The 24,784-nt window shown below is 52.3% G+C and carries 18 protein-coding genes; 3 read left to right on the top strand and 15 right to left on the bottom strand.

What is annotated here, in order from left to right; all coding sequences use genetic code 11:
- Nucleotides 1-78: 78 nt before the first annotated feature.
- Nucleotides 79-996 carry an ArsR/SmtB family transcription factor gene (locus tag OHJ21_RS21255; protein ID WP_394057600.1) on the top strand — a complete coding sequence of 306 codons (918 nt, stop codon included), beginning with the start codon at nucleotides 79-81 and terminating at the stop codon, nucleotides 994-996.
- 169 nt (nucleotides 997-1,165) lie between these two features.
- On the opposite strand, the gene pdxA is transcribed toward OHJ21_RS21255, so the two are convergent.
- From pdxA to OHJ21_RS21190, 13 genes are all read right to left on the bottom strand, one after another.
- Nucleotides 1,166-2,170 (bottom strand): 4-hydroxythreonine-4-phosphate dehydrogenase PdxA, encoded by a 1,005-nt coding sequence (pdxA, locus tag OHJ21_RS21250; RefSeq protein WP_100539638.1) that lies wholly within the window; start codon nucleotides 2,168-2,170, stop codon nucleotides 1,166-1,168.
- On the bottom strand, nucleotides 2,167-3,468 hold the full coding sequence (locus tag OHJ21_RS21245; protein ID WP_486021097.1) for a four-carbon acid sugar kinase family protein: 1,302 nt from the start codon (nucleotides 3,466-3,468) through the stop codon (nucleotides 2,167-2,169). Before OHJ21_RS21245 ends, pdxA begins: the two co-directional genes overlap by 4 nt.
- Before the next feature lie 15 nt (nucleotides 3,469-3,483).
- The gene (locus OHJ21_RS21240; protein ID WP_100539636.1) at nucleotides 3,484-4,473 is read right to left on the bottom strand and encodes a 2-keto-3-deoxygluconate permease; all 990 of its coding nucleotides are present in this window, start codon (nucleotides 4,471-4,473) and stop codon (nucleotides 3,484-3,486) included.
- Nucleotides 4,474-4,711: 238 nt separating this feature from the next.
- Entirely contained in the window at nucleotides 4,712-6,424 is a 1,713-nt protein-coding gene (locus tag OHJ21_RS21235) for a PrpR N-terminal domain-containing protein (protein WP_486021096.1), read from the bottom strand.
- Between the two features lie 181 nt (nucleotides 6,425-6,605).
- Nucleotides 6,606-7,946 carry a glycoside hydrolase family 30 protein gene (locus OHJ21_RS21230; RefSeq protein ID WP_486021095.1) on the bottom strand — a complete coding sequence of 447 codons (1,341 nt, stop codon included), beginning with the start codon at nucleotides 7,944-7,946 and terminating at the stop codon, nucleotides 6,606-6,608.
- Between the two features lie 129 nt (nucleotides 7,947-8,075).
- Nucleotides 8,076-9,719 (bottom strand): type 2 periplasmic-binding domain-containing protein, encoded by a 1,644-nt coding sequence (locus OHJ21_RS21225; RefSeq protein ID WP_486021094.1) that lies wholly within the window; start codon nucleotides 9,717-9,719, stop codon nucleotides 8,076-8,078.
- 96 nt (nucleotides 9,720-9,815) lie between these two features.
- Entirely contained in the window at nucleotides 9,816-10,700 is an 885-nt protein-coding gene (locus OHJ21_RS21220) for a carbohydrate ABC transporter permease (RefSeq protein ID WP_127595875.1), read from the bottom strand.
- A 24-nt stretch (nucleotides 10,701-10,724) separates the two neighbouring features.
- Nucleotides 10,725-11,714 carry an ABC transporter permease gene (locus OHJ21_RS21215; protein WP_486021093.1) on the bottom strand — a complete coding sequence of 330 codons (990 nt, stop codon included), beginning with the start codon at nucleotides 11,712-11,714 and terminating at the stop codon, nucleotides 10,725-10,727.
- A 118-nt stretch (nucleotides 11,715-11,832) separates the two neighbouring features.
- Nucleotides 11,833-12,852 (bottom strand): LacI family DNA-binding transcriptional regulator, encoded by a 1,020-nt coding sequence (locus tag OHJ21_RS21210; RefSeq protein WP_100539630.1) that lies wholly within the window; start codon nucleotides 12,850-12,852, stop codon nucleotides 11,833-11,835.
- Between the two features lie 174 nt (nucleotides 12,853-13,026).
- Complete coding sequence (locus OHJ21_RS21205; RefSeq protein ID WP_486021092.1) at nucleotides 13,027-13,866, bottom strand: phosphotransferase; 840 nt, start codon at nucleotides 13,864-13,866, stop codon at nucleotides 13,027-13,029.
- Nucleotides 13,832-16,051 (bottom strand): DEAD/DEAH box helicase, encoded by a 2,220-nt coding sequence (locus OHJ21_RS21200; protein ID WP_486021091.1) that lies wholly within the window; start codon nucleotides 16,049-16,051, stop codon nucleotides 13,832-13,834. Before OHJ21_RS21200 ends, OHJ21_RS21205 begins: the two co-directional genes overlap by 35 nt.
- Complete coding sequence (locus tag OHJ21_RS21195) at nucleotides 16,048-17,385, bottom strand: ATP-binding protein (protein WP_100539627.1); 1,338 nt, start codon at nucleotides 17,383-17,385, stop codon at nucleotides 16,048-16,050. The genes OHJ21_RS21200 and OHJ21_RS21195 overlap by 4 nt, the downstream gene beginning before the upstream one ends.
- 73 nt (nucleotides 17,386-17,458) lie before the next feature.
- Entirely contained in the window at nucleotides 17,459-19,432 is a 1,974-nt protein-coding gene (locus OHJ21_RS21190) for a TerB N-terminal domain-containing protein (RefSeq protein WP_100539626.1), read from the bottom strand.
- A gap of 138 nt (nucleotides 19,433-19,570) precedes the next feature.
- Here OHJ21_RS21190 and OHJ21_RS21185 point away from each other — a divergent pair, with 138 nt between their 5' ends.
- Nucleotides 19,571-20,233, top strand: coding sequence for a M50 family metallopeptidase (locus OHJ21_RS21185; protein ID WP_100539625.1), 663 nt, complete (start codon nucleotides 19,571-19,573; stop codon nucleotides 20,231-20,233).
- Between the two features lie 386 nt (nucleotides 20,234-20,619).
- Here the strand turns inward: OHJ21_RS21185 and OHJ21_RS21180 are convergent, their stop codons facing one another.
- Nucleotides 20,620-20,703, bottom strand: coding sequence for a putative holin-like toxin (locus tag OHJ21_RS21180; RefSeq protein ID WP_220687457.1), 84 nt, complete (start codon nucleotides 20,701-20,703; stop codon nucleotides 20,620-20,622).
- A 198-nt stretch (nucleotides 20,704-20,901) separates the two neighbouring features.
- Nucleotides 20,902-23,691 (bottom strand): glycoside hydrolase family 2 protein, encoded by a 2,790-nt coding sequence (locus OHJ21_RS21175; RefSeq protein ID WP_100539624.1) that lies wholly within the window; start codon nucleotides 23,689-23,691, stop codon nucleotides 20,902-20,904.
- A gap of 147 nt (nucleotides 23,692-23,838) precedes the next feature.
- Between OHJ21_RS21175 and OHJ21_RS21170 the strand changes: the two genes are divergently transcribed.
- Complete coding sequence (locus tag OHJ21_RS21170; RefSeq protein ID WP_486021090.1) at nucleotides 23,839-24,771, top strand: ArsR/SmtB family transcription factor; 933 nt, start codon at nucleotides 23,839-23,841, stop codon at nucleotides 24,769-24,771.
- The last annotated feature ends 13 nt before the right edge of the window (nucleotides 24,772-24,784 follow it).

Below are 24,784 nucleotides of genomic sequence, written 5' to 3'. Positions count from 1 at the left end.
AAATAGTTCAATATTTATTTTCATCAGGATGTGGTATCATAAAAATGGAATGACGAGTACTTGAAGGAGAAAATGATCATGACCATTATCAGAATTGACTATTCGCCTGTTCACGAGCTGGTCACCAGCTTGTTCGCATATACAGATAATAAAAACCAAATGCATGATCTAGGAAATAAGTGGAGGAAGGAAATTCAGAAGAAGCTGTCTGCATCTTTTACGGATAAGCTCGAAGAGCTGGACTTGTTCGAGCTTATTGCTTATCTGCACCTGGCTATCGTAGACAGCCCGGAAAAAGACAACGTCGAGAGGTTTCTTGCCTGGTTTGCCGATTTGGGAGAAGGCCAATTGTATGAAATCCTGGCGCCTTATCTTGAAGACGGGTTTCCGATGGGGCTTAAAACATTCCGGGATCTCAGTCATGAGATCATGACAGAGTGGCACCGGGCCTATACAATAACGCCGGAAATTCACGACTTGCTGGGACGTTCCGCTGCCCGCATGGAGCAGCTTAGCCGGGAGCTCCCCTACATTGATCTGATTGATGAGGCAACAAGCGGAATTGTGCTCGATCCTGAAGATGAATACAGCGCCATTCTTCTTATCCCTACCTATCACATCAAGCCGTTAAACCGGATGGACTACGTGAGCAACCAACAGCTCATTATCAGCTATGCCGTAGACGATGAGCAGGTGGACGAGGATACACCCACCAGTCGGCTGCTGCGGATGACCAAGGGGTTGGCTGACGAGAAGCGGCTGGTACTGCTGCACATCCTGGCTAAAGGCCCTGTTACGTTTACCGAATTGCAGCAGAAGACCGGCCTTTCAAAGAGCAACCTGCACTACCATCTATCCCTGCTTAAAACCGCGGGTCTCCTGCGCATGCATTTCAAAATGCCGAATGAGCGGTATAAATACAGTGCCAGACCTGAATCCTTCAATCAACTGAAAGCGTTCCTGGAGTCTTACGTGTTTGGATTATCCCAGTCATGAGGAACGAATCCCGTTACAGCGAAGAAACCTGAGGAGCCATAAAAAATGATGACCCCATAGGTGGAGTCATCTTTTTGTTATGAGCAGCTTATGTTCCTGCGGAATCTTGTACTGTTACTTCGATAATAAGGTAATGGCGGCCGCTATGTCCCGCCCGGCAATAACATCTTTAGGCTTTAGGCGCCAGTTCCGCTGCCTGACGGATCGCTTCCATCAAGCTTTTCTCGTCGGCGATGCCTTGACCGGCAATGTCGAACGCCGTTCCGTGATCGACGCTGGTGCGGATAATCGGAAGGCCAACGGTAATGTTGACGCCTGCGTCCAAGCCGAGCACTTTGACGGGACCATGCCCCTGATCGTGATACATAGCCACTACGATGTCAAAGTCGCCGCGAACCGTCCGGAAGAACAGCGTATCGGCCGGGAGTGGGCCTACGACCTGGATTCCTTCCGCCTGCGCCTTCTCGACACCCGGTATGACTTTCTCTTCCTCTTCGCCATATCCGAACAATCCATTCTCGCCCGCGTGAGGATTGATTCCGCAAACGGCAATCCGCGGAGCAGCGATGCCGGACTTCTGCAGCGTCTCATGAGCAAGCTTAATGACATGGTACACGCGCTCAGGCTGAATGGACCGGACGGCATCGATGATGCCGACATGCGTCGTAACGTGAATGACCTTCAAATTCGGCGCGGACAGCATCATGGAGTAGTCCGTGGTTCCGGTCAAATCCGCCAGAATCTCCGTATGGCCCGGATATTTGTGGCCCCCTTTATGCAGGGCCTCCTTATTCAGCGGAGCGGTGCATATGGCCTGGATTTTATGGTCTTTGGCCAATTCGATAGCCGTCTCCAAAAATTTGAACGCGGCGTGTCCGGCTTCCGGGGCAACTTGTCCAATCGGCAAGTCCGCTGGCAGCAGATCCAGATCAAGCACATGAACCGTGCCAAAACGGTAGTCCACCTGCTCCAACTCATCAGCAGTAATCGCTTCGATCGCCAAGTCACTGCCCACAAAGGACTTTGCCCGCTCCAATATCTTCACATCCCCGATTACAATCGGGCGACTGATATGATACATCTCCTCATTCATGAGGCTCTTGAGTATAATTTCAGGACCGACGCCTGCGGCGTCTCCCATTGTAATCCCGATAACCGGTTTATGCTGGCTCATGTTCTCACCTTTTTCTTATTTGTTATATAGTGCAGAGAATCTACCAGGGATTGATCATTGCCGAAGCCCCCGGCTTTGGTGACGGTCCAGTAACCTTTCTCCATGCCTTGAAGCCTTCCGAACGGCAGGCCAGGCTCTACTTCCGAATAAAGCTGCATCTCTCCCATTCCAAGTTCGATACAGATAGCTTTAGCGGTATCCCCGCCGGTTAATACCAACCCTTGGATATCAGCGTATGCCTGTAGAATTGCTTTTGTCATTCTTCCGAGTCCCAGCGAGATCGCTTCGCTTACCTCGGTTGAAGATAATCCCTGCTCATCCCCTGCTTCTTTTGCAAGTCTGCGGTTTTCTTCCGAAGCGTCCACATACAGGACCAAGTAACGCTTGTCCATATCCTGTGCAATTTGCTGCAGGACATCTCCTGTGTCGTAAGTTTCACGAATCAACGCGGTCGGATCGATCTCCAGCATCAACGAGTCGGGCATGTCTTGGACCGCACGAAGCTGCCGCCGGGTCGTTTGGGACAAGCTCCCTGATACGATCAGTGCTTTATCCGCCCCAATCCAGTCTTGGCTGCCCTCCTCCACGGAGGTCAGGGACAGCGCCTCCGGCAAGTATTCAATTAATCCGGCAGAACCAGCCCATAGAATCTTCTTGTCCAGTTGTGAAAATAATGCCGATATCGCCTGTAAATCCTCTTCCGTCTCACTATCACATACAAACCAGGTTTGACCTTCCGCCAGCTTGGATTCGAGCCATGGCAGAAATTGCGCCGCGGGCTGCCGCACTTGACTTGATAAGACCAGCACCGCCTCAGGCTCTTCTTCCTTCTGCAGCAGCTTCGGGATATAGCTTTCCATGACAGGCGTTTTGGGATCCTTGGCAAACTCCGTCTCGGTGATCAGTACACCTTGAACATAGTGATGCCCCTGTACCGTCGTGCGGTTCATTTTGGGAAAAGCCGGGGCGATCAGCACCAAATCCGGCCGGAACACCTTCTGCACCGCTCGTAATTCCTCTGCCACATTCCCGCGCAGGGTGGAGTCCAGCTTCTTGTAGATGTGGCGGCAGCCCTGCTCTTCAAGGAATTGAGCGGCTTCATACGCCGCTTCATAGGCATCCGCGCTGCGTTTCGCCCTGCTATCCGTATCAACGATCAGTACTTCGGCACGGGTGTCCTGACGGTAATGACGATGATCGAATACGACGGTGGAAACCAGTCCCTTCTTCGCCAATTGTACGCCCGAGTCATTTGCACCGGTCAGATCGTCCGCGATGATTCCAATTTGTTTTATCACATTTCATCACACCTTCTATGATTCGGCATCTGCTGTTTTTGTATCAAATGAGTGCCCTTTCTTCTCTAGACGCTTCACTAAAAATCCGACATATAAAGGAAGCAGGATGGCGGTCGTTACCACGGACGCCGCAACCTGCACCGTCGCAATATCGGTAAATGCCGCAAAGGATGCATTCGCTGCCCCGATGGCAGCAGGCGTAGCCACAGCATTACCGGCTGTGGAGCCTTCCGCAGCCCCCACGATCGGATTCCATTTCAATGCTTTAAACACAAAGTATCCTGCAGTACCTGTAACAAAAACCGTCAGCAATCCAAGAATGATACCCGACAAGCCGCCATCCACGATCGCTCCGAAATCAATGCCCATCCCGAGCGCAAAGGCAAAGAACGGAATCAGCATCGAGCTGCCTTTGTCCAAAAACTTGCGCATCTCTTCATCCAGATTACCCAGCACCATCCCTACAATAATCGGAAGAAGGACCGAAATAAAGGACACGAAGGAGAACATGCCATCCACGAATCCCATGGCGCCGAAGATCGATAAGGCCACCATCGTGAGGAAAGGCCCGTCATTCAGGGCAAGCAGCGAATAAGCGGCACGGTCTTCCTTACTGCCGTATTGGCCAACCAAGGCTACGAACAATCCCCCATTACTGTTGGTCATCGCCGCAATGACGGCAATCGGCGCCAGACCCAGCCACAATCCGTTCTCTCCGGCAAACAGGTAAGCGATCAGTCCGAACGCTGCGCCGACCACCCACTTCGTGACAAGCAGCGTAGCCCCTTTTCCGACGGATACGCCAAAGGACTTGACGTTAATCTGTGCCCCCGTACAGAGAAGGAACAGCGCGATCAATGTACTTGAACCGTTTACAAATAAAGACTCCGTGAAATTCCCAATCCGAAGCAGATCCGGTGCAAAGGTATTGATGACTGCTGCAATAAGCAACGGCACCACCATCATACCTCCAGGAATACGATCCAATGTCGCTTTAATCTTCATTATTGTAACACCCCTTTAATAATTGTTTCAATATTAAACAGTGATTTCATATTGAAATCGCTTGCAGGGATAATTGTAAGTGCATTCAATTAAATTTGCAACATATTAAAGATTAATTGTTGCAAATTTAAACAATTGATTGCAGCGCTGTCTCTAGCTTGTTGAAATATATTCCTCCTTCTCCTAATATCTACCGAAGCGGAGGGATCTATTGATCGCCAAACAAAAAAAGCTGAAACTATTGTTTCAGCTTTCTCCACAGGGTCGAACGGTTGATACCCAGCCGTTCCGCAACCTTCGTCTGATTAAATTGTTCTTCCTCCATAATCGCGTCGATGATCCTCTTCTCGATCTCATCCAGCGTACCTTGAAGAAACTCGGGGCTCATCGCAGCTGACGGATGACCTTCCTTCTTGGCAAGAAGCCGGGAAATGAGCGGCTTGCCGATCACGTAGCCCTTCTCCTCCGTCACTGCGTCCTGGAGCAGGATTTTCAGCTCTGACACGTTGCCCGGCCAATCGTACTGGGTCAGCAGGAGAATCGCTTCATCCTTGATCTTGATTGGTGAAGTCCCTAGCGTTCCATGATAGGACGCAATATAATAAGTCACCAGCGGCTTGATGTCCTCCCTGCGATCACGCAGAGCCGGCACGGCGATTCTTGCCGCCTCCTCGTCCAGCAGGAGTGGATGATAATTCGAATCATCCTTTTCCAGCGAGAGGATGATCGTGAACCCCCGGTCTTTCATCTCGTTCATCCACGGCTTCAAATTCGCCATTTCTTCTGGAGCGATCGTTTCCAATCCATGGATGTACAGCGTGCGGATATCGTTGTCCCAAGCTTCTTCTTCGTCTTTTCCCGACAAGGCCATGGCCTGCTTTGCGGTAAGCCGGACATACAAGCCCTGGCCTTCGTTCTTGCGGTAATGAATATACCGGGAGAGCAGCTGCTTGCCCGTTCCAGCTTCACCGATGAGAATCAGGATGCGGCTGTCCAGTTGATCCTCGATCCGCTGCAGGCAACCGTGCATCGCTTCGCTTTGCGATATCAACATCGGCAATTGGGTCACGGCCTCGACATGATAGCCTGCAGTCTCCCCATTTTGCTTCAGCTCGGAAAAAGTGTATAAATAATACCGTTTTCCCTGCATTACTTTCAACGTCCTTTTCCGTTTAAGCTTCCGGGTTCCGTTTTCATGTATCAGGATGGAGGCTTCCGCCTCCCGGTTTAGCCGAAGATCGGCTTGTAAGGCTTCCACAGGGAGCGGACAGGAACCGAAATCCGGCCACTGTTCATATACAACCTCTCCCTCAGCATCCAATACGGCAAGGTTCGCGGCCGTTTCCTCCAGCAGTGCTTGCAGAAAGGATATTTCCCACTGCGTCCGTTCATGTAACCGAAACGCGGATTTGGCCTTTTGAAACGCATCGAAAATGGCCTCGCGCCCGGATTGGATCAGAATCCCTTCCAAGTGGTGCTTGGCGGCTGCCTCCATCGTCACCACATCGCCCATGATTAATTCGAAGCCCTTCGCCTTCAGATCCTCCAGCAGCCGGTCCACCTCTTGCGCCTTCTCTACCGTGAACACATCCACCTCGATATCCAGCACATCGGTAATGGCTTTGGCTCCGAGCGTAATATTGGAGAAGCCCACAATGGCTTTTTTGCCTGGAAAATGATTGGCCAAGGTGAGCACGCGCAGCATGTCATAGCCTGAAACATGGACATCGATTACAGGAATGCCCACCTCAGGCTCGATCAGCTTGGCCGTACCGCCCCGGCTAATGATCACGTCATATCCCAGGCGCTCGCCTTCTTTTGCCAGAGGAACCGCTTCTAGCAAATTGCCGACCTCGACTCGGACTTCCAGTTCCGGCTCTTCCTTTTGGCATTCTTCTATTAAATGGCTCATAGCGGGGTACGGAGCAATAAATAACGTTTTAATGGTCATGATTGTCACCTGTGTTTTCTTTGGTAAACCTTATTCTTGATTATTATTCTACCGTTTCTATATGAAATAACCAACTCTATATATGAAAAGGCACCTCCGCCGAGGTACCATTAACCGAAAGGGCTAACGGCGCCGACTAGGGTGCCTTATCTTGTCTAACCTATGAACTGTTACTTCAGAATTACTCCTCTATTAAAACGGACACCGCGCTTTTCGGTGCAAGGCGGAGGTTAAGCTGCTCCGTTCCCTGTATAAGAAGTGCAGCATTCTCCTCCTGCTCGCTGTCGTTAAACATAACGACGGCAATCGAACCGTCCGTGTTCTTGAATGCTACCGAACGGATGGACTCATCGCTGGTCGAAGCAATGCGAACCGCTTTTGGACGGATCACTTTGCTAAAATGCGCCAGCGCATAGTAGTCCAGCGTGTAGGTAAGCTCTTTCGTCTGCTGATTTACCGTGACAATGCCGCGGCAGGTGCTTTTTCCAAAGCCCGGAACGGTAGGGCCGTTCTTCTCGTCCAGCGCCATATTCCACAACACGTAGGATTTACTGTGATTGCGGAGTATCTCGATTCCGGTTCGCATCACATTGGAGAAGGCCTGCTCAAACGGCGGGATCCACTCCCCGCCCGATCCTTCCGTGAAATGAACCTCTTTCCCCGGAAATGCGTCGAACACTTCCGATTGGGCCGACGGCTTGCCGCCGTACCAGTGCCAAGCGACGCCATCCACGGCGTCACCCGCTTGCTCCAAAACGGTCAGCGGGTAGTCCGGCTTGTCCCAGTTATGGTCATAACAAAGGATTTTTGTATCGATGCCGTTCTTAACGAATTGCGGCTTCAGATGATTCTTGATGAAATCGCTTTGCGCCTCGGGCAGCATGATCATGCCAGGGTAATGTCCTGGCGAATACAACGCCTCATTCTGCGGCGTGATCGCATAAATATGCAGCCCATGGGCTTCATACCCCTCGATGTAACGTACAAAATAATTAGCGTACACCGAATAGTATTCAGGCTTCAGCTCTCCGCCGATCATCGAACCGCTCGTTTTCATCCAGCCGGGCGGACTCCATGGGGAACCCATCAGCTTGACATCCGGGTTCAATCGGAGTGCTTCCTTCAGGAGGGGAATGATATCTTCCTCATCATGCGCAATGGAGAACTGCTCCAGCTCTATATCCGTCTGGCCCTCAGGCATATCATTGTAGCTGTAGAAGTCACGCGCGTAATCCGATGCCCCCATCGGCTGGCGGAGTACGGATAACCCGATCCCTTCGTTCGGATCGAACAGCTTTGTCATGAGCTCCGAGCGCTGCTTTGTCTCCAGCACTTGATGGATCAGATAAGCAGCGGAGTCCGTGAAGGACGCGCCGAAGCCGTCCATCTCCTGAAACGTCTGCTCCTCATCGATAACAACAGTATGCTTCGTGTCCGAAATTCCGGGAGCTAGCTGCTCCTTGTCTTTCCTAACGAATAATTCCTCTTCCCCATTTGACTGGTAGATGGTGATGTTCAGCATGTTGTTTCCCTCCAGGTTTCTTATGGTCCTTCTGGCTTTCCTATCCCGCCCTATATTGGAAGTTGACTTAGAAAGAAAGAGCCCCCTTTCCTGTCAAGGAAGGGGCTCTCCCATCATAAAAGCGTTACCTTATTTCAGCCCCAGCTTCTCTTTGTTCGCCTTCATCTTCTCATTGCGGACTTCGACGATTTTATCCCAGTTGTTATCGTCCAGGAACTTTTTGTATTCGTTTAAGAGGTTGTCGAACGCCGCATCATCCTTGGAACGAATCATGCTGACGAGCGTGGAGTTCCATTTCGTATTGATGGCTGTCAGAGAGCGCGCTTCCGGTGTTCCCTGATCCGGGTTGATATTCTCCAAAATAAAGTGCGGCGTCAGCTTCCCTTTGCCCCATTCCTGCATTTGCTTGATCGCATCCGGGAAAGCATCCCCGCTCAGCGCTTTGTGACGGTCATGCCCGAAGAACATGAATTCGCCCATGCGGTAATCCTTCTTGAACGTATCCGGATTGTTCATCTGAAGATCCTTCACGGCAGGTAGGAACTCCACCGTACCGTCCGCATTCACTTGGTAAGTCTCGCCTTCGATACCATAGTTCATCAGCATTTGTCCTTCTTCGCTTAACAGGTACGTGAAGAGCTGAATGGACTTGGCAGGATCTGCATTATTTTTCGTAATGAAGCTGATCATCCAGCCGGTGATACCGGATTGATTCAGCGTCGGCTGACGTCCTGCCGTGCTTTGCGGTCCGTCAATCGCGATGTACTCTTTGCCTTTATTGTTGCTGTAGAAGCTTTGCAGGTTACCGCCCTGCTGCGGCGTGCCGTCCAGCATAATCGTTGCGTATTTGCCAGCCTTCACCTTCTCTTCAAAAGCCGTTCCGTCATCGGCAAAGCTATCATCGCTGATCGCGCCGTCCCGATACACGGTATTGAACGCCTTCACCCAGGTCAGATAATCTTCATCCAGGTTACGGTTATAGAAACCGCCATTCTCCTCCAGCGGCACGCCGATGAAATCCTGCAGCACGTCGCCAAGCGAGCCAGTACCTTCACCGATGGAGTTGAAGCCCAGTGGAATCAGGGCAGGGAATTGCTGCTTAATATCTGCGAGAGCAGCCCGGAATTCTTCCGGCGTTCCCATAGCAGGCTTGCCTAACGCTTCGTACACGTCCTTACGGATGATAAATGCTGTTTTGGCCGGAATATTGCCGCTGTCATAGTCTTCTTGCGTATTGGAATAGTTCGGGTATCCGTACGTTTTGCCATCCTTCAATTGGAACCAGTTGAGCGTATCCTGTGCCGCTACCTTATTGAAATAAGGATCATATTTCTCGGCCAGATCGTTCAGCGGCAGCGCCCATGTCGCCGCCTTCTGCACGACCGGAGAGTTGGAGTCAAACGTCGTGATCAGATCGGGCATTTCCCCGCCGGCAAAAAACGTATTTAGTTTGGTGTCGTCGCCCGTGATGAATTTGATATTGATGTTCAGGTCTTCCTTAATCTTCTTGGTTACAACGTCCTTGCCAAAATCCGTGTTCCACCAGTCCGCATTCACGTACCAAGTCAGCTCGGTCGTCTCTTCTTTTTTATCCAGCTGCCAAGCCGGCGTCTCGGCATCCGGTGTATAACGATCCTCGATCGAAACCCAATTTTCCTTCTTGGATCCGGAGCCCCCGCCCGATCCGCCGCAGCCGCTCACAACCAGCACAACCGCCATCAGTGCTGTAATCAGCGTAAGCCCCTTCTTACCCAAAGCCTTGTTCATCAACATCCTGTAAACCTCCCTTTTAATAAAAGCGCTTACTTATTAGACCCTTGTTTTTACAGGCTTGCTTCTTTTCCACTCCCTTAAAGAACTGCGTCTCCGCTACTCTTTAACTGCTCCGAGCATCATGCCGGAGATAAAATATCTCTGTAATATTGGATACATCACAACAATCGGCAGCGTCGTCACGACAATTGTTGCTAGTTGGACCCCTTTGGTGGTCGTCTGAATTGCAACCGAACCGATATTTTGCATCGATTGGGTCTGGGACTGCACAATAATCTCATACAGCATCATCTGTAACGGATACAGCGACTGATCGGTAATATACAATTTGGTGGTCATAAAATCGTTCCACTGCCCGACCCCGTTAAACAGGGCAATCGTCGCCATCGCCGGCATGGAAAGCGGAATGAAGATGCTCAGGAAAATTCTCCAATCGCCCCCACCGTCGATCTTCGCCGACTCTTCCAGCGAATCCGGCACATTTCGGAAGAAGTTCATCAGAATGATGACGTCGTAAAAGCTTAATAGAGCTGGGATAATATAAACCCAGAAGCTGTTCAACAGCCCCAAGTCTTTGATCAACAAGTACGTCGGAATCATGCCGCCCGAGAAAAACATGGTGACAACGCCCATCGCCACGTAGAACTTGCGGCCGCGGACGTATTTTTTACTCAAGCCGTAACCCACCATGGCACAGAAGAACACGTGCGTGATAACGCCGATGACCGTTTTGGCCACCGAGATGAAGAAGGCATTCCATATGTTTGCATCCCTGAACACGGCCTGATAATTCTCCAGCGAGAATTCCGTAGGCCAGAAGATGAACCCGCCCTCGGCAAGGGACCTGCCCGAACTGAAAGATGAGACGACGACGTTCCATAACGGAACGACGATGATGATCGTAAACGTAACCAGTAAAATGATGTTGATCGTATCAAAGATCCGACTGTCAAGATCCCCTTTTGCTGCTTTCAAATTCACCGTAATACCTCCCTTTTGCATGACCTACAGGACGGATTGATTATCATTCAATTTACTGGTTACTTTGTTGGCCGTAACGAGCAGAATGACAGAGATAATGGATACACCCAAACCAACGGCGGTCGCATAAGAGAAATCGCCCTGCGTCATTCCCATCCGGTACACGTACGAGTTAATGACTTCGGCCTTTTCCCGGTTCTGCGAATTCATGAGCACCAGGGTTTGATCCAGATTCGATCCCAATAAACCGCTTACAGTAAGGATCAGGTTCAAGCTGATAATCATCTTCATGTTCGGTAGGGTAATGTTCCAGATTTGTCTCAGTCGACTAGCCCCGTCGATTCTTGCGGCCTCGTAGTAGGTAGGATCGATCTTGGCCATGATCGCCAGGTACAGAATCGTGCCCCAGCCGGCCTCTTTCCAAATATCCGACAGCGTTGCAATCCACCAATACTTGCTTGGATCAAGCAAAATGTTTTGCGGCTGCGAAATCAGCCCCAGAGCAAGCAATATTTCGTTGAACAGGCCGGATGTCGAGAACCAGGTAATGAGCATGCCGCCCAAAACGATCCAGGACAAGAAGTGAGGCAGATATGAGACCGTTTGGACGAATTTTTTGAATCGCCCCATGCCAACCTCGTAAATCATAATGGCCAGAATGATCGGAATGACAAAGCCGATCGCCAATTTCAAGAAGCTGATGCCCAGCGTGTTGACGACGGAGTCCCAGAAATACTTGTCAGACAAAATAATCTTGAAATTGTCCAGGCCAACCCACGGCGCGGAATCCAGCGTATCGATAACGGTGTAATTTTTAAACGCAATCGTCAAACCGTAAATCGGTATGTAACAGAAGATAAACATGAAGATAACGCCGGGAATGATCATCGATTGAAGCTCCCATTGTCGCTTGTAATCGATGAGGAATTCCTTGATCCTCTGCCCCATCGGCTTCTTCCCGGCGGGTTGAACCGGGCCCGTGCCGGTTGACTGAACTGCAGCTGTTTTGCTCACCTGCTTAGCCTCCTTTGATCAAAAAACGCATAAAAACGTTTTTATTTTTGGCGAAAAAAACCCCTGATTTTTTAAAATCATTTTAAAAAATCGACTTGGTGTGATTTCTTTTCTTCCCTTAACCCGATTCATTCCGATTCATCTTCACATGACTGGAGCCGCGAACGACCAGCTCCCCTGGAAGCTTCTGAATCTTGCCCTTCTCTTTCTTCTGAATCATACGCACCAGATGATCCACCACCAGAATCCCCTGTCTGGCAATCTGATTGCGTACGGTCGATAAAGGCGGCGTAAAATACTGCGCGATATCGATATCATCGAAGCCCACGACGCTGACGTCCTGCGGAACCTCGTAACCATGGGACTTCAACGCCCGAATGCAGCCGATGGCACTCACGTCATTACCGGCAAGAAAAGCATCCGGTACTTTCCCGGGGTGTAAGTGAAGAAACGATTTGACGGCGTTATAAGAGCCTTCTTCCTCAAAATAGCCCTGCAGTATGTAGTCTCCGTCGATCGGGAACCCGCACTCCCGAAGCGCAGCCAGATACCCTTCCTTCCGCTGCACGCTGTCAAACATCGTATCCACGCCGGAGATGTAGGCGATCTTTTTATGCCCCAGGCTGATCAAGTATTTGGTTGCTTCATAACCGGCTACGTAAGAGTCGAATATGATGCTGCCCATCGTTTCGTTCTGAACCTCTCGATCCAGGAAAACGGCCTTAATCTTGTCCTTCTCCATGGCGGCGATGTCTCTATCATCAATCTTCAGCTCTTCGAAGATAATGACGCCATCCACCCGGCCGCCCATAATATTGCTCATAATCACCTGTTTATCCTTGGTCACAAACACGTTCAAGCCATAACCCTGACGGTCACATTCCCGTGACATCGACTCCACCAGTGTATAGAAGTAAGGCCCTGATACGCTTGTCGTAAAGAAGCCCAGCATCTTGGTCTTCCCCGACTTCAACAGCTTTCCGTTCAGATTAGGTACATAATTGAGCCGCTCCGCCACCTTCAGCACATGGGATTTGGTCTCCGGGTTCAATACATCTACATCATTCAATGCATTTGAAACCGTAGAAATGGATACCCCGGCTTCTCTTGCCACATCCTTGATCGTTACTTTGCCCATATAACCATTCCATTCTTCCTTTGCGATAAAAACGTTTTTATGTACATAAGTTACCACATACGTGAGGTGAACACAATGCTTTTTTGGAAGGGGTTACAAATATTTTTTCAGTTATGCTCAACGACTATTGGGGGATGCATGAAAAAAAGCAGACACTCTTCAAATCGGTACCCTTCATCGGTACCACTCTTCGAAGTGAGCCTGCAGAAATCGAATCTCTTTTTCGTAATGGGCCACATGCCCCTCATCGATCATGTTTTGGTAAGCCTTGTTGCCTTGTGCCGCACCAGTTATAAGTGTATCGCATAATGCCTGGATGCGTCTTATCGTCCATTCTTTCAAGTTGGGAGGCGGTGATATGCCATAGGACTTAAAGAACAGCGATATTCTGTGCGTGCGATCCGCAGCATGTAATTCCGATTGATAAGGTATCGATGTCCCTGTAGAGTAATCTATTGCAAAGCTTGCCAGCGGGACTGAGGTATACAGCATATAAACGATGTCCCAGATTCTTGAACCTGGCGCAGCCAAATCAAAATCAATCAGTGCAACCGGCACTTCATCTTGAAAAACGATATTGTATGGCGCGGCATCATTATGACAGATCACTTCATCAGCCCACTCCTCCAGAGCCCGAAAGTTTTGTGCATCCTCCGGTTGGATCGAAGTTGCAGCAAAGCCTTGTACGGCGTCATGATAACGCCCTAACAACGCTGCGCTTTGGATAAGGGCATGGTCTGACCATATATAAGGTTTAAAATCAGGATATTGGTTACCCGGCACCTCTCCAGGAATAAAGGACAAGATCTCGCGACCGCTATGATCAATGCCTATGAACTTGGGGGCGCCTTCAAAACCCTGCTTATCCAAATGTCGAAGCAAGTCATGTACAAAAGAACTCCAGTTTGTAGTACGGTGAACGTTATTTCCGATACGTACGACTTCGTTCACATTGCCTCCAGGAAGTACTTCTTCCTTGTCACACATCCGTAGCCCCCCTTCCCGCTGCTCCATGTGCCATCCCCAGCACCTCAGCCAGTCCTTCCAGATCCAGTCCGTCGGCGGCAAAAGCGGTGCGAACGAGCTTCGGCGGAACGAACTCGTCATATTTGCCGAGATACGGCGCCTCATCCGGATCGAGGAGCGCGCCGGCATCCTCGCAATCCATCAGTTCCTTCTTGATTTCCTCCATCAGCGTCTTATTATCGACTTTACCCGCGACAACCATATAATACGGCTCCATCGGCACGATGGAGCGAAGAGCCAGCCGCTCGGACAGATTATGCTTCAGCAATCGCTCCAGCGTGCGGAACTGCTTGCTGCCCGCCCAAGGCAGAATGAACAGGGAGTCGCCGCCCGCCGGTAGGACCACCTGCTTCAGCAGTCCGCTTTCCCGGGCAAGACGGCGAGCCCGCTCCAGACGATTCACTGCCCCTGGTGCCAGGTACGGATAGATAGCGCTGTCGGCCAGCACCTCCCGCATCTTCTGCACCACGCGGGTATGCACATCGCCGCCTGCGCCAAGCCACAAGGTATCGACCTTGCCCTTGGCCGACTTCACATACAGGGCCTTATGCTTCGTATCGACTTCCTCCACCTTCCACAGCTTGCCTGCCAGCGAAAAGCAGTAACCCGGCGGCGGCACCGTCGTAATCGATCCGATTTCTTCCGACCCGTTATATACGACATGCTCTTCATCGTCCTTAAATACCGCATAGAAGCGGTAGTTGTTCACGATCTTCTCCCCGCCAAGGCCAATGATCAGACTGCCTTCTTCCGTCCGCTGGATATGATCGGTTTGGAGCAAATACTGCAGGAACTCCTTGTATTCCTCCGGCTCAATGCCGCGGAAAGCCGGCAGGGTCAGCACCGCTCTCGCCAGATCCGGCGGCTCAGCCTCGCCCATGCTCTTGAGCGTACTCATCGTCTGATGGTAAAGCACGCCAACGGGTTTCTTCCGCAGGGCCAGCGGTTCGACCCACTTCTCGCGGACATACAGCTCGATGACCGCAATGGCCCGGAGCAGCATCCATGGCATGCGCGCAGGCAGCATGGCCTCCTCGTCCTCATCCTCCGGACAGAGGAACATCATCTCGGAGGCCTGATCCCCGCGCCGGCCGGAGCGGCCCAGCCGCTGAACGAAGCTGGAGCAGCTGTACGGCGCGCCAAGCTGGATCACCCGCTCCAGCTCGCCGAGATCGATGCCGAGCTCCAGCGTCAGGGTGGCCGCCGCAACGGCTGGCCCCGGACCTTCGCGCAGCGCGGCCTCGGCTTCCTCGCGCAGCATCGCGGAGATGCTTCCATGGTGTACATGGAAGACATCCCGCTGCTCGCGCTTAGCCGCAATCCGCCGCAGCTCGAGCGTGGTCAGCTCGGCATCCGAGCGGCTGTTCGTAAAGACCAGCGCTTTTTTCAGATGCGTGTTGTCGTACACGAAGTCGTAATAGGCTTTGCGCGCAAGCTCCAGCTGCTCCGCCTGCTTCTCATCCCGCGCATCCGGGAAGGAGAAATGCTCGACCGACAGCCGCAGCTTCCGGCCTCCTTGCGGGGCAATGACTTCAACCGCGTTCTTCGTGCCCGCTCCCAGCCAGCCGGCTGCGGTCTCGTAATCGCTCAGCGTTGCGGACAGCCCGATGCGGCGAGGCGAGCAGGCAGCCATCCGCTCGATCCGGGTCAGCTGGCTCAGCACCTGGATGCCCCGATCAGCTCCCATAAAGGCATGGACCTCGTCAATGATGACATACCGCAGATTCTGGAACAGCGCCGGGATGGCGTTCGGCCGGTTCATGAGCAGCCCCTCGAGCGATTCCGGCGTAATCTGCAGCACGCCGGACGGCTTTTGCATCAGCTTGGTTTTCTCGGCCTGGGACACATCGCCGTGCCAATGCCATACCGGCACCTGGCCTTCCTTCAACAGATCGGTGATGCGTTCAAATTGGTCGTTGATCAGCGCCTTAAGCGGCCCGATATACAGAATCCCGACCGAGCTGGAAGGCAGGTTGTACAGCTCCGTCAGCGCCGGGAAGAACGCGGCTTCGGTCTTGCCCGATGCCGTGCCCGAAGCGATCAGCAGATGATTGGGCGTATTAAACAGGACGCGGCAGGCCTCCACCTGCGCCTCGCGAAGCGTGTCCCATCTTTTTTTATAGATAAACTCCTGAATGAACGGGGCCAGTCTGGAAAAAGGGTTCGCACTCATAATTCAAACTCCGCCAGCAGATCGTCCAAATCGTCCGAAGGAGCATCGCTTTGCCCTTTGCCCTGCGGCTGCACTGCGGCGCGCTCTCCTAACAGCTCCTCAAACGTGGCCTCCGGATGCTGATGCAGCGTGTGCAGCAGATCCATGAAATCCCGCACCACCTCACGGGTGGTCAGCAGCTCCTCAGCCCCCAGCCGATTCACGGCCGTCTGCATGAACGCGATGAGCTGATCATCCGTTAACTGCGCTTCATATTTGAAGTGCAAGGCGTGAATATCCCGCAGCTTTTGCAGGAGAATAAGAATCTCCTCATACGACAGCATGTCCAGCTTCAGGATGGGCGACGTATAGGTTCTCAGCGAACTGCTGCCGTAGCGTCCGTCGATCAGACGGGAGCGCAGCGCGTCATAACTGAACAGCCCCCGGCGCTCATCCTCGACAAACTGCGGCGTTCCGCCCATGTAGATGCCCAAATGCTCCGCTTTGCCCTGCATCGTGTCGTTGAACATGGTCAGCAGCTTCTCGTAGTTGCTCTGGCGGGACACGCTGTTGGTGATTTTGTAGAGGTTAACCCCTTCGTCAATAAACAGCAGCAATCCCTTATACCCGATGGCAGCTGTAAATTCCGACCACAGCTTCATGTAATCGTACCAATTGTCGTCATCGATTATGACCCCGACGCCAAGGTCCTTGCGGGCTTCCGTCTTCGTCGGGACTTCCCCGCGGAGCCAGCGCAGCGCCGCTCCCTTGCGGTCATCGTCACCAAGCTTATAGCCGTTCCAATAAGCAGCCAGCACCTTCGCAAAATCAAACCCGTGCACCAGATTCTGCATGCCGTTCGTCACTGCATAAATCTGCGTTTCCACCTTATCGTTCAAGGCAGGGTCATCCGGACGCAGGCCCGTCTCCTGCATGATGTCCTGCTGAATCGCCGCGATCCATTTTTGCAAAATGGCTTCCAGCGCGCCCCCGTCCGGACGCGTCCTCGTAGACAGATGGGTCATCAGCTCACGGTACGTGGCAAGCCCTTGCCCTTTCGTCCCCACCAGCCGCCGCTCCGGCGATAGATCCGCATCCGCCACCACGAAATCGCGGTCCATCGCGTAGTTGCGGATGATCTGCAGCAGGAAGCTTTTGCCGCTTCCGTAGCGGCCCGTAATCAGACGGAAGGCGGCCCCGCCCTCGGCGATATTATCCATATCGCGCAGGATCGACTCCACCTCCGGCTTCCGGCCGACGGCGATGAACTCAAGCCCCACCCGCGGCACCACCCCTGCCGTTAAAGAGTTCACGAGGGCGGTTGTGAGCCGTTTCGGTATTTTTAGTTCCGTCATAGTTCCACCTCTTTCAAGCATCTTCCAAACATCTCTCAAAACATAAAGAGCCAGTCTATTTCAACACGTCCGGTTATACGGACTTTAATGTTTCCAGCATATCTATATAATCATCCGCAATTGCCTCTCCATCGATCAAAAGATCACCGATGGTATCCATCGCGGCCTCGTTGATCTCATCGAGCAACAGCGCCGGCATAGAACCAGCCTTATCCGCAATCTGCTGCAGCCCCGAACGGTTCGGTCCCGCCTTGAGGGTGTGGAGAACTTCCAAGTGGATGGGATTGAGACGCTCTGCGAGCTCCTGCCATTCCTCATCCTCTACCTCCCATTGCCACGACTGCTCTCCTGCTGTAGGCATCCCTGTATAGATCTCTTCATCTACAACGTGCGGGTCCATAACATCGATACCCCCAACTTCAGATGAATGATCTTTTAGAGAACCGATGGATTGCATCAAGCTATCATCAGCGCTACCTGACGGCTCCATCGACCTTCCATTAGCTGCTTCTGACTCCGATTCTTCCCTGTTCACGGAACGAACGATGACATCTGCATCGTCAAACTGTTCACGCACCTCTATGGCGCCCGGCTCATAAGGATCCGCATCAAAATCCATCACCGCCTGGAACACGTCCGGTTTCTTCGCCGCAGATTTTCGCGAGGACTGACCCTTGGAAGGCGCAGCCATGTTAGTGTTTATTCTCGCAGCTTCGGCGTGGCCTGAAGAAGCTCCAACCGACGGAGCAGGCTCCAGTGTCGGCTGGCTGTAGATCGCTTCAGCCTGCTGCCCGGCTTCCTCCGTAAGCAGCATCTCGCGGACCTGGTCCGACTCCCGCTGTAATCTGCGCAGCTTCCCCGTGTCGATCTGAACCTCAGGTATCGCCTGTTTGCGCTGAGCCTCCAGCTCCTCCTGAATCTCTTTTTTCAGATAACGGGTGATGATCTCTTCCACTTCGGGCTCAACTGCATCCGCCCCGCGCAGCCGTCCCTTAAAGCCTCTCAATTCCCGCAGCTTATTCTCGGTCAAGCGAACCAGACCCGTTATATAGGAGCGCAGAGGAACGTACTCACTTAAGGACACCACCGTCAGCACGACGTTTCGCCCGTATAACCCATGATCGTACACCGCGCTGCGGAATAAATGCCGTTTCACCTGCCGAGGCCGTGGCTGAAAGCGGTCGATGAAGCGCTGCCCCTTCATTTTGGCTAAGTAGCTGTCCACGAGCGCAATCACCTTCGGGGCGTACTGTTCCAGGTCCTTGCGGCCATTCTCCTGGTAAAAACGACTCTTCTCCACGTCATAATCCAGCAAATCCAGCAGCAGCTCCCACGTCAGCTCCACGGGCTGGAGGGAGAACCGGCGCTTCCATTCCTTCTCCTTCAGCTCAGCGGATAAAACGCGCGGGAAGCGCTGGTACGTTTCCCGAATCGGCATATCCAAGCCATGCACGATCATAAAATCATATAACCACTCCCGCAGGTACGTATCCAGCTTGGCATATCGCTTACGGTAGGCCGTCCACGCCTGCTCCATCAATTCATAGCCCTGCAGGGGTTCGCTCCAGCCCACGCCATGGATCAGCTCGTAAAAATAGACAAACAAATAGGATAAGTCCGTATCCGGGTACCGCCCGGACCTGACTTCCTCCCGCCAGTAAAAATACCATTTGAACTGGTCGCTGGCCATCTGGTCGTAGGTCGGCCAATAGCTTTTGAAAGCCACAAAAGGGGCCTCTCCCTCCACATGCCATGCGAGCTCCCTTGCTTTCTGTACGAATTGCTGCTCCTTGGTCACGTAGCGGAAGTCCTCGCCCCAATTCATATCCAGCGGCTGCTGCGGCTTCACGATCAGGGATTCCTTCGCTGGTGCAGCAGAATCAACGGCTGCCTGCCCCTGATGATCCGATGGCTTGTCCGGTAATGGGACGTCCTGCTCGTCGCCGGCCAGCTCAAATTCGGCAAAACGAATTCCTTGGTCATTCACGAGCGTAGTATGTCTTATATGTTCTATGTGATTGTCGTTGTTAGGCTTATCGTTTTTCATCGAATATGAACCTCCGTCACAACTTCAATTATACCATTTAACCTATAGGGACTAACCGGTTTTCACATGTTTCTCATCTGTATTATAATGGACGGAATGATAGTCTAGCGAATGACTTTATGCTGAAAGGACCTTCGAATGAATAAATGGCTGAAAGCATTGTTATTTCTAGTGGGCGCGGCTATTCTGACAAGGCTGATCCCCTTCTCTTCCTGGTTCCGTATCCTGGATACGATGATCCATGAGCTGGGGCATGCCGTCATGACCCTTCTCATGTCGGGGCGGGTGCTCAGCATCGAACTGAATCCCGATCACAGCGGCGTGACCTATTCCATGCTGGCTTCCGGCGGCTGGAGTCCGATTGTGGTCTCGCTTGCAGGTTATATGTCGGCATCCCTGTTTGCCATTCTGATGTTTTACGGCTATGCCAAGAAAAAACAGGCCACCGGCCTGATCACCATTACCGTGCTTGCCCTCATTATGATCATCTTCTTCGTTCGCGCCGGCTATGGATTATGGTGGCTCATTATTTTTATGATCGTGAATCTGATCTTCTATTTCCTTGGCGAAAAGGTCCGGAATTTCTACTACCTGCTGCTCGCCTTTCTCGTACTGGAAGAGTCCGTGGTCGGTCCGCTAACCCTCCTGACCATGGCGCTGACCCAGCCCAAGCAAGCGGGCGACGCCTCCAACCTGGCCAACATGACCGTGCTCCCGGCCTTTGTCTGGGCGCTGCTGTTCCTTCTGTTCGCCCTATGGTGCGCGAAGATGGCGCTGCAGCTGTTCTGGAAGAAGCGGTGAAATAGGTTCGTCGCAAGACAGGCTATAGAAGCCGGTGTTATCCAACCATTTGGATGACGCTGGCTTTTTTATAACGGCTTGATTCTTATAAAAGAGTCCTTGCTTTTGCTATTCAGATTAACAGGAATCCCCGCCTCTCTGATCAAGAAGGAGAATATTCAGTCGCAGAGACTTCTAAAGAAGTTGGGATTTAGTCAAGTGAGTGAACTAAAGGAAAATTGTAAAAATAAACGACATCTATAAAAGCGTTATAAAATGAGGTATACTGAGGTAAGAATAAGTAAGGAGCCGTGCGGTAACACGACTCCAAAGTACAATAACTGCATAAATAGCAGTCGGCCACGTAAGATGGGTCGGAAATAGACCGTTATCCTAACCAGGGCGGTCTATTTCTTTTTCATGTAGGTGAGCAATGCCAAAATGAACATGCCGAACATGAACATTAAGGAAAGTGCATCTTTGACCTCCATGGGCATCACCTCCCTTCTGGGAGATTAGCCGACCGCCCTTACAGCCGTATATCGTACTAGGAAAATTATAACATATTGAGATATTAAAATACGAAAATCCCGTATGGAAACCCAATAAAAGAAGAAACCTCCAAAAAATGGGCAACCCGACAAGTAGTTATTTGCTACTTGCAGGCAGCCCATTTCATTTATATATGATCACCGACACCGCACCAGCAAATCGATCGGATAACGCCCTGCATTCCGACCATACAGACTGATGCCACCCTTCTCGGCCCGCAGCTCCAGTCGGAAGCTGCGCTTGCGGTCAAGCTCAGCCGCGAGTCTACCCGGAACCTGCGCCTGGCACAGGTATCCGTACGAACCGGCCTCTTCCAGAAGATTATGGACCGGCTGATAGTGCCACGACAGCACGCCCCGGCTATCGGCAGGATCATCCGCGAGCACAGCCTCACCGATTTGGACATCGTCCACCCACACGGAAATACGGGATTCATGCAGCTCTTCATCCGTCATATAGTAAGTGCTCGGGTTATACTCCACATCCGCCGAAGCCCCGTGCATAAAGTCGATTCCGTGCGTGCGATGCCGCGCGCCCTCGATATTTCTGGCCAATAAGCGTTTCGCGCCGGCCTCGAAGAAAATCTCGATATCGCGGATCAACCGCTGTTCGTCATGATCCGGCAGCTGCACCTCATAGACGAATCGGCCCTCTCCGCCGCCATTCACTTTGGAGCCTTGAAGCGCCTCCCACATGTAGCTGAAGCTTTGCTCACGGAATGTGTTAACCGGGATGCTTACGGTTCTGCCTTCCACTCCATCGTTCCCCTGTCCCTGTCCGCCACGCACATCAAACGTTGTAAAGTTGCGCGTTACCACACCGTTCGCTGCATTTAAGAGACGAACTCCGAGGATCGCAACTGCATCGGTCTTCGGCATGCGAAGCTTGAGTTCCGTTAGTGGCGCAACACCATAGCCGTCCCAGGCCACTTCCAGGGTCCCTTGATCAGTTACAACCTTCGTTCCGAGCTGATCATAGGATAATTCCCAAGCCAGAATAAGCTTCTGTCCATGGTACTGATCCGAATAACTGGAACGCAGCAGCGGTATGGTCTTCTCAGCCCCTTGGTCCAGCGTCTGGCAAGGCGGTGCATCGATCACGATAAAGTCCGGCGTGTGCAGATCGGCGATCGTCATGCCCGGCACAAAATCCTCATACCCGAATTTTTTGTCCGTCCCATCCAGACGGTAGTAGCCGTTGAATTCGTTTGTCACGTCGCGGAATTCCGTAAATACGAAACCGCACAGCTTATCATGGCGCCGGAATTCGTTCAGCATGTAACGATAGTGCCACGCGAGATCGCTGTCCCCGGCTCCTCCGTCAATTCCCCACACGTTTCCGCATTCGCTGTTCATGAGCGGAGCGTCGCCTTGCTGATTGCCGCCGATATAGTTATGTTCGGATCCCGGATGAGTCTTCTGGACAATCTCCTCGATATGATTGCGCAGCGGTTCATACCCATTGATGTAAAAATGCCACGTGTTGATATCCGTCTCCACATGATCGTAAGCGCATGGAGAATTGTCCTCTACAATCCGAGTCGGGTCCAGCTCCTTGGCCCATCTGTATTTCTCCCTTACCCACTCCTGCGTCTCCGGAAGATAATACCGATGCTGTCCTTCGCCGCCCGTCAGGCCGGCGGACTCGCTATCCGTACGGAGTCCCCAAGTTTCGTTAAACATGACCCAGGAAAAAATCGACGGATGATTCCGGTCCCGTTCAATCACTTCCAGCGCCTCGCGTTCATAGGCAGAACGTGCTGTTTCATCCGGATTACCCCAGAAGCATGGCATATCCTCCATCACCAGAATCCCGAGTTTATCCGCCCAATACAGCTTGCGGGGCTCCTCCGGCTTAATATGAATCCGCACGAAGTTCAGTCCAAGCCGTTTCATCAGATAGATCTCGTCCCGCATCTCCGTATCCGTCGGGTAGGTGAAGAATCCCGTCTGGTGGTAGGATTGGTCCAGCGTTCCGTTTAAATAGACCGGCTTCCCGTTGAGCGTAATCCAGCGATAATCCCGTCCGCCGAACTTCGCCGTTCCGATCTCCCGAATGCCAAAATAAGTATGGACAACATCTTCGCCGGAGGAACCCGCCAGACGCAGCTCCCCTTCGTATAAATGAGGGGTTTCGGGGCTCCACAGCCGCGGGTCGTGGACTTGGAACACCGTTGTCCGTTCGTTCGCGCCTTCTTGCAGCTCCCACTCCACCTGATGCGTAACCGAGCCCTCCGCAAACGAGAGCTGGAGTGTCACTACGCCTGCTTCTTGAGCCTGGATCTTGGATTTCAACTCGATCTGACCGTCAATGGAAGTCGTAAAAATAGCTTGCTCCATGTAGGTTTGCGGCCGGGCCTCCAGCCAAACCGGCTGCCAAATGCCCCTGATCTCGCCATACCCCTGCTTCCCTCGGGCTTGGTAATTATGGTCGAAGTCCTCTGCACGGACAACGATCGTATTGTCCTTTGCCGTATCCCAAACCGTTGTCACATCAAATTCAAAGGTCCCGTAGCCGCCTTGATGCGAGCCGACATGCTTGCCGTTGACCCATACATCACAGAGATAATCGACGGCGCCAAACCGCAGAAAGATTCGGGACTGCTTCCGGGTCGGCTCCCATTTCACGGACCGACGATACCAGCCTACCCCCTTCTCGTTGCGCTCAATCCCGGACAAGGGGCTGACCCAAGAGAACGGCACCGTAATCTCTGAGGTAAAAAGGCTGGCGTCTCCGCCCTGCAGGGCAGCAGCGTAACCATCGGTGCCCGTACCCGTTTGCTGTCGTACATCATCCGATCCTTCCGGGGCGAGCCGGAACGACCACTGGCCGTTCAAATTCAACCAGTCTTTTCGTTCAAAATCCGGCCTGGGGTACTCCGCGCGCGGAATTTCCGTATGAATGGAGGGTGCTACAGGAGTCTTCATGAAGTGAACACAACCTTTCCTTTTTCTGAATTTGCCCCTATTCTAGCACCTATATATAATAATTGCAATGTACATTATACTTTTACAATATACTAAATTTATTGTACACTTGGAGCTACTACAACTCTTCAGTAAAGGAAGGGGATTATGAACGAATCGAAGCTGGAAACCAACCGTTATCCGGCATCCCGGATCGTGGAAGTGGCCAAAGCCCTATCCAGTGATGTCCGTGTCCGCATCCTTGAAGCGCTCGGCGATAAACCGATGAGTGTCGGTCAGTTGGCGGAGTCGCTTGGGATTTCGCAGCCTACGGTATCCATTAATGTCCAGATGCTGGAGCAAGCCGATCTGATCGTCTCTTCGCAAGGAGCGAACCGGGAAAAAATCTGCGCCGTCACCTGCCGCTCCATTTTTCTCGAACTGCCCTCGAAGCCGGGCGAGGGGCTGCAGCGCACGGAAGAAATCCACATGCCGATCGGCATGTTCTCCCGCTGCTATATCGAGCCAACCTGCGGCATGGCAGCCCGGGACGGATCTCTGATCGGATCGCCTGACGATCCGCGCGCCTTTTATATGCCGGAACGGACAGAGGCTGCGCTGCTCTGGTTCTCGGGATCAGGATATATCGAATATTATTTTGCGAACCCGATGCCTCCCGGAGTGGCTCTCGATGAACTGAGCGTCCGTGCGGAGCTTAGCTCCGAGGCGCCTTCCTTCCAGCAGGACTGGCCATCCGACATCACCGTTAGCATCAACGACCTCCCTGTAGGCACTTGGACAAGTCCCGGTGATTTTGGTGATCGAAAAGGGAAACTCACCCCGGATAAATGGAGAAGCGGCAGTGAGTACGGCATGCTGACAGAATGGCGCGTAACCAAGCAAGGCAGCCAGGTCAATGGCCACGAGTCCAGCGCCACGACCATCGATTCGCTGGAGCTTGCCTTCAACCGGCCGATCCGCGTCCGCTTTGAAGTGAAGAAAGACGCCGAGCACCCGAACGGCCTGAATCTATATGGTTCGGGTTTCGGAGATCATCCGCAGGATATCATCCTGTCTTTTGTGCGGTACACGGAAGCCTAACAGCCGACCACAG

The organism is Virgibacillus sp. LDC1 (assembly GCF_025792345.1).
Taxonomy (GTDB): domain Bacteria; phylum Bacillota; class Bacilli; order Paenibacillales; family Paenibacillaceae; genus Paenibacillus_AQ; species Paenibacillus_AQ lautus.
This window is presented reverse-complemented; position numbering and strand designations above follow the sequence as displayed.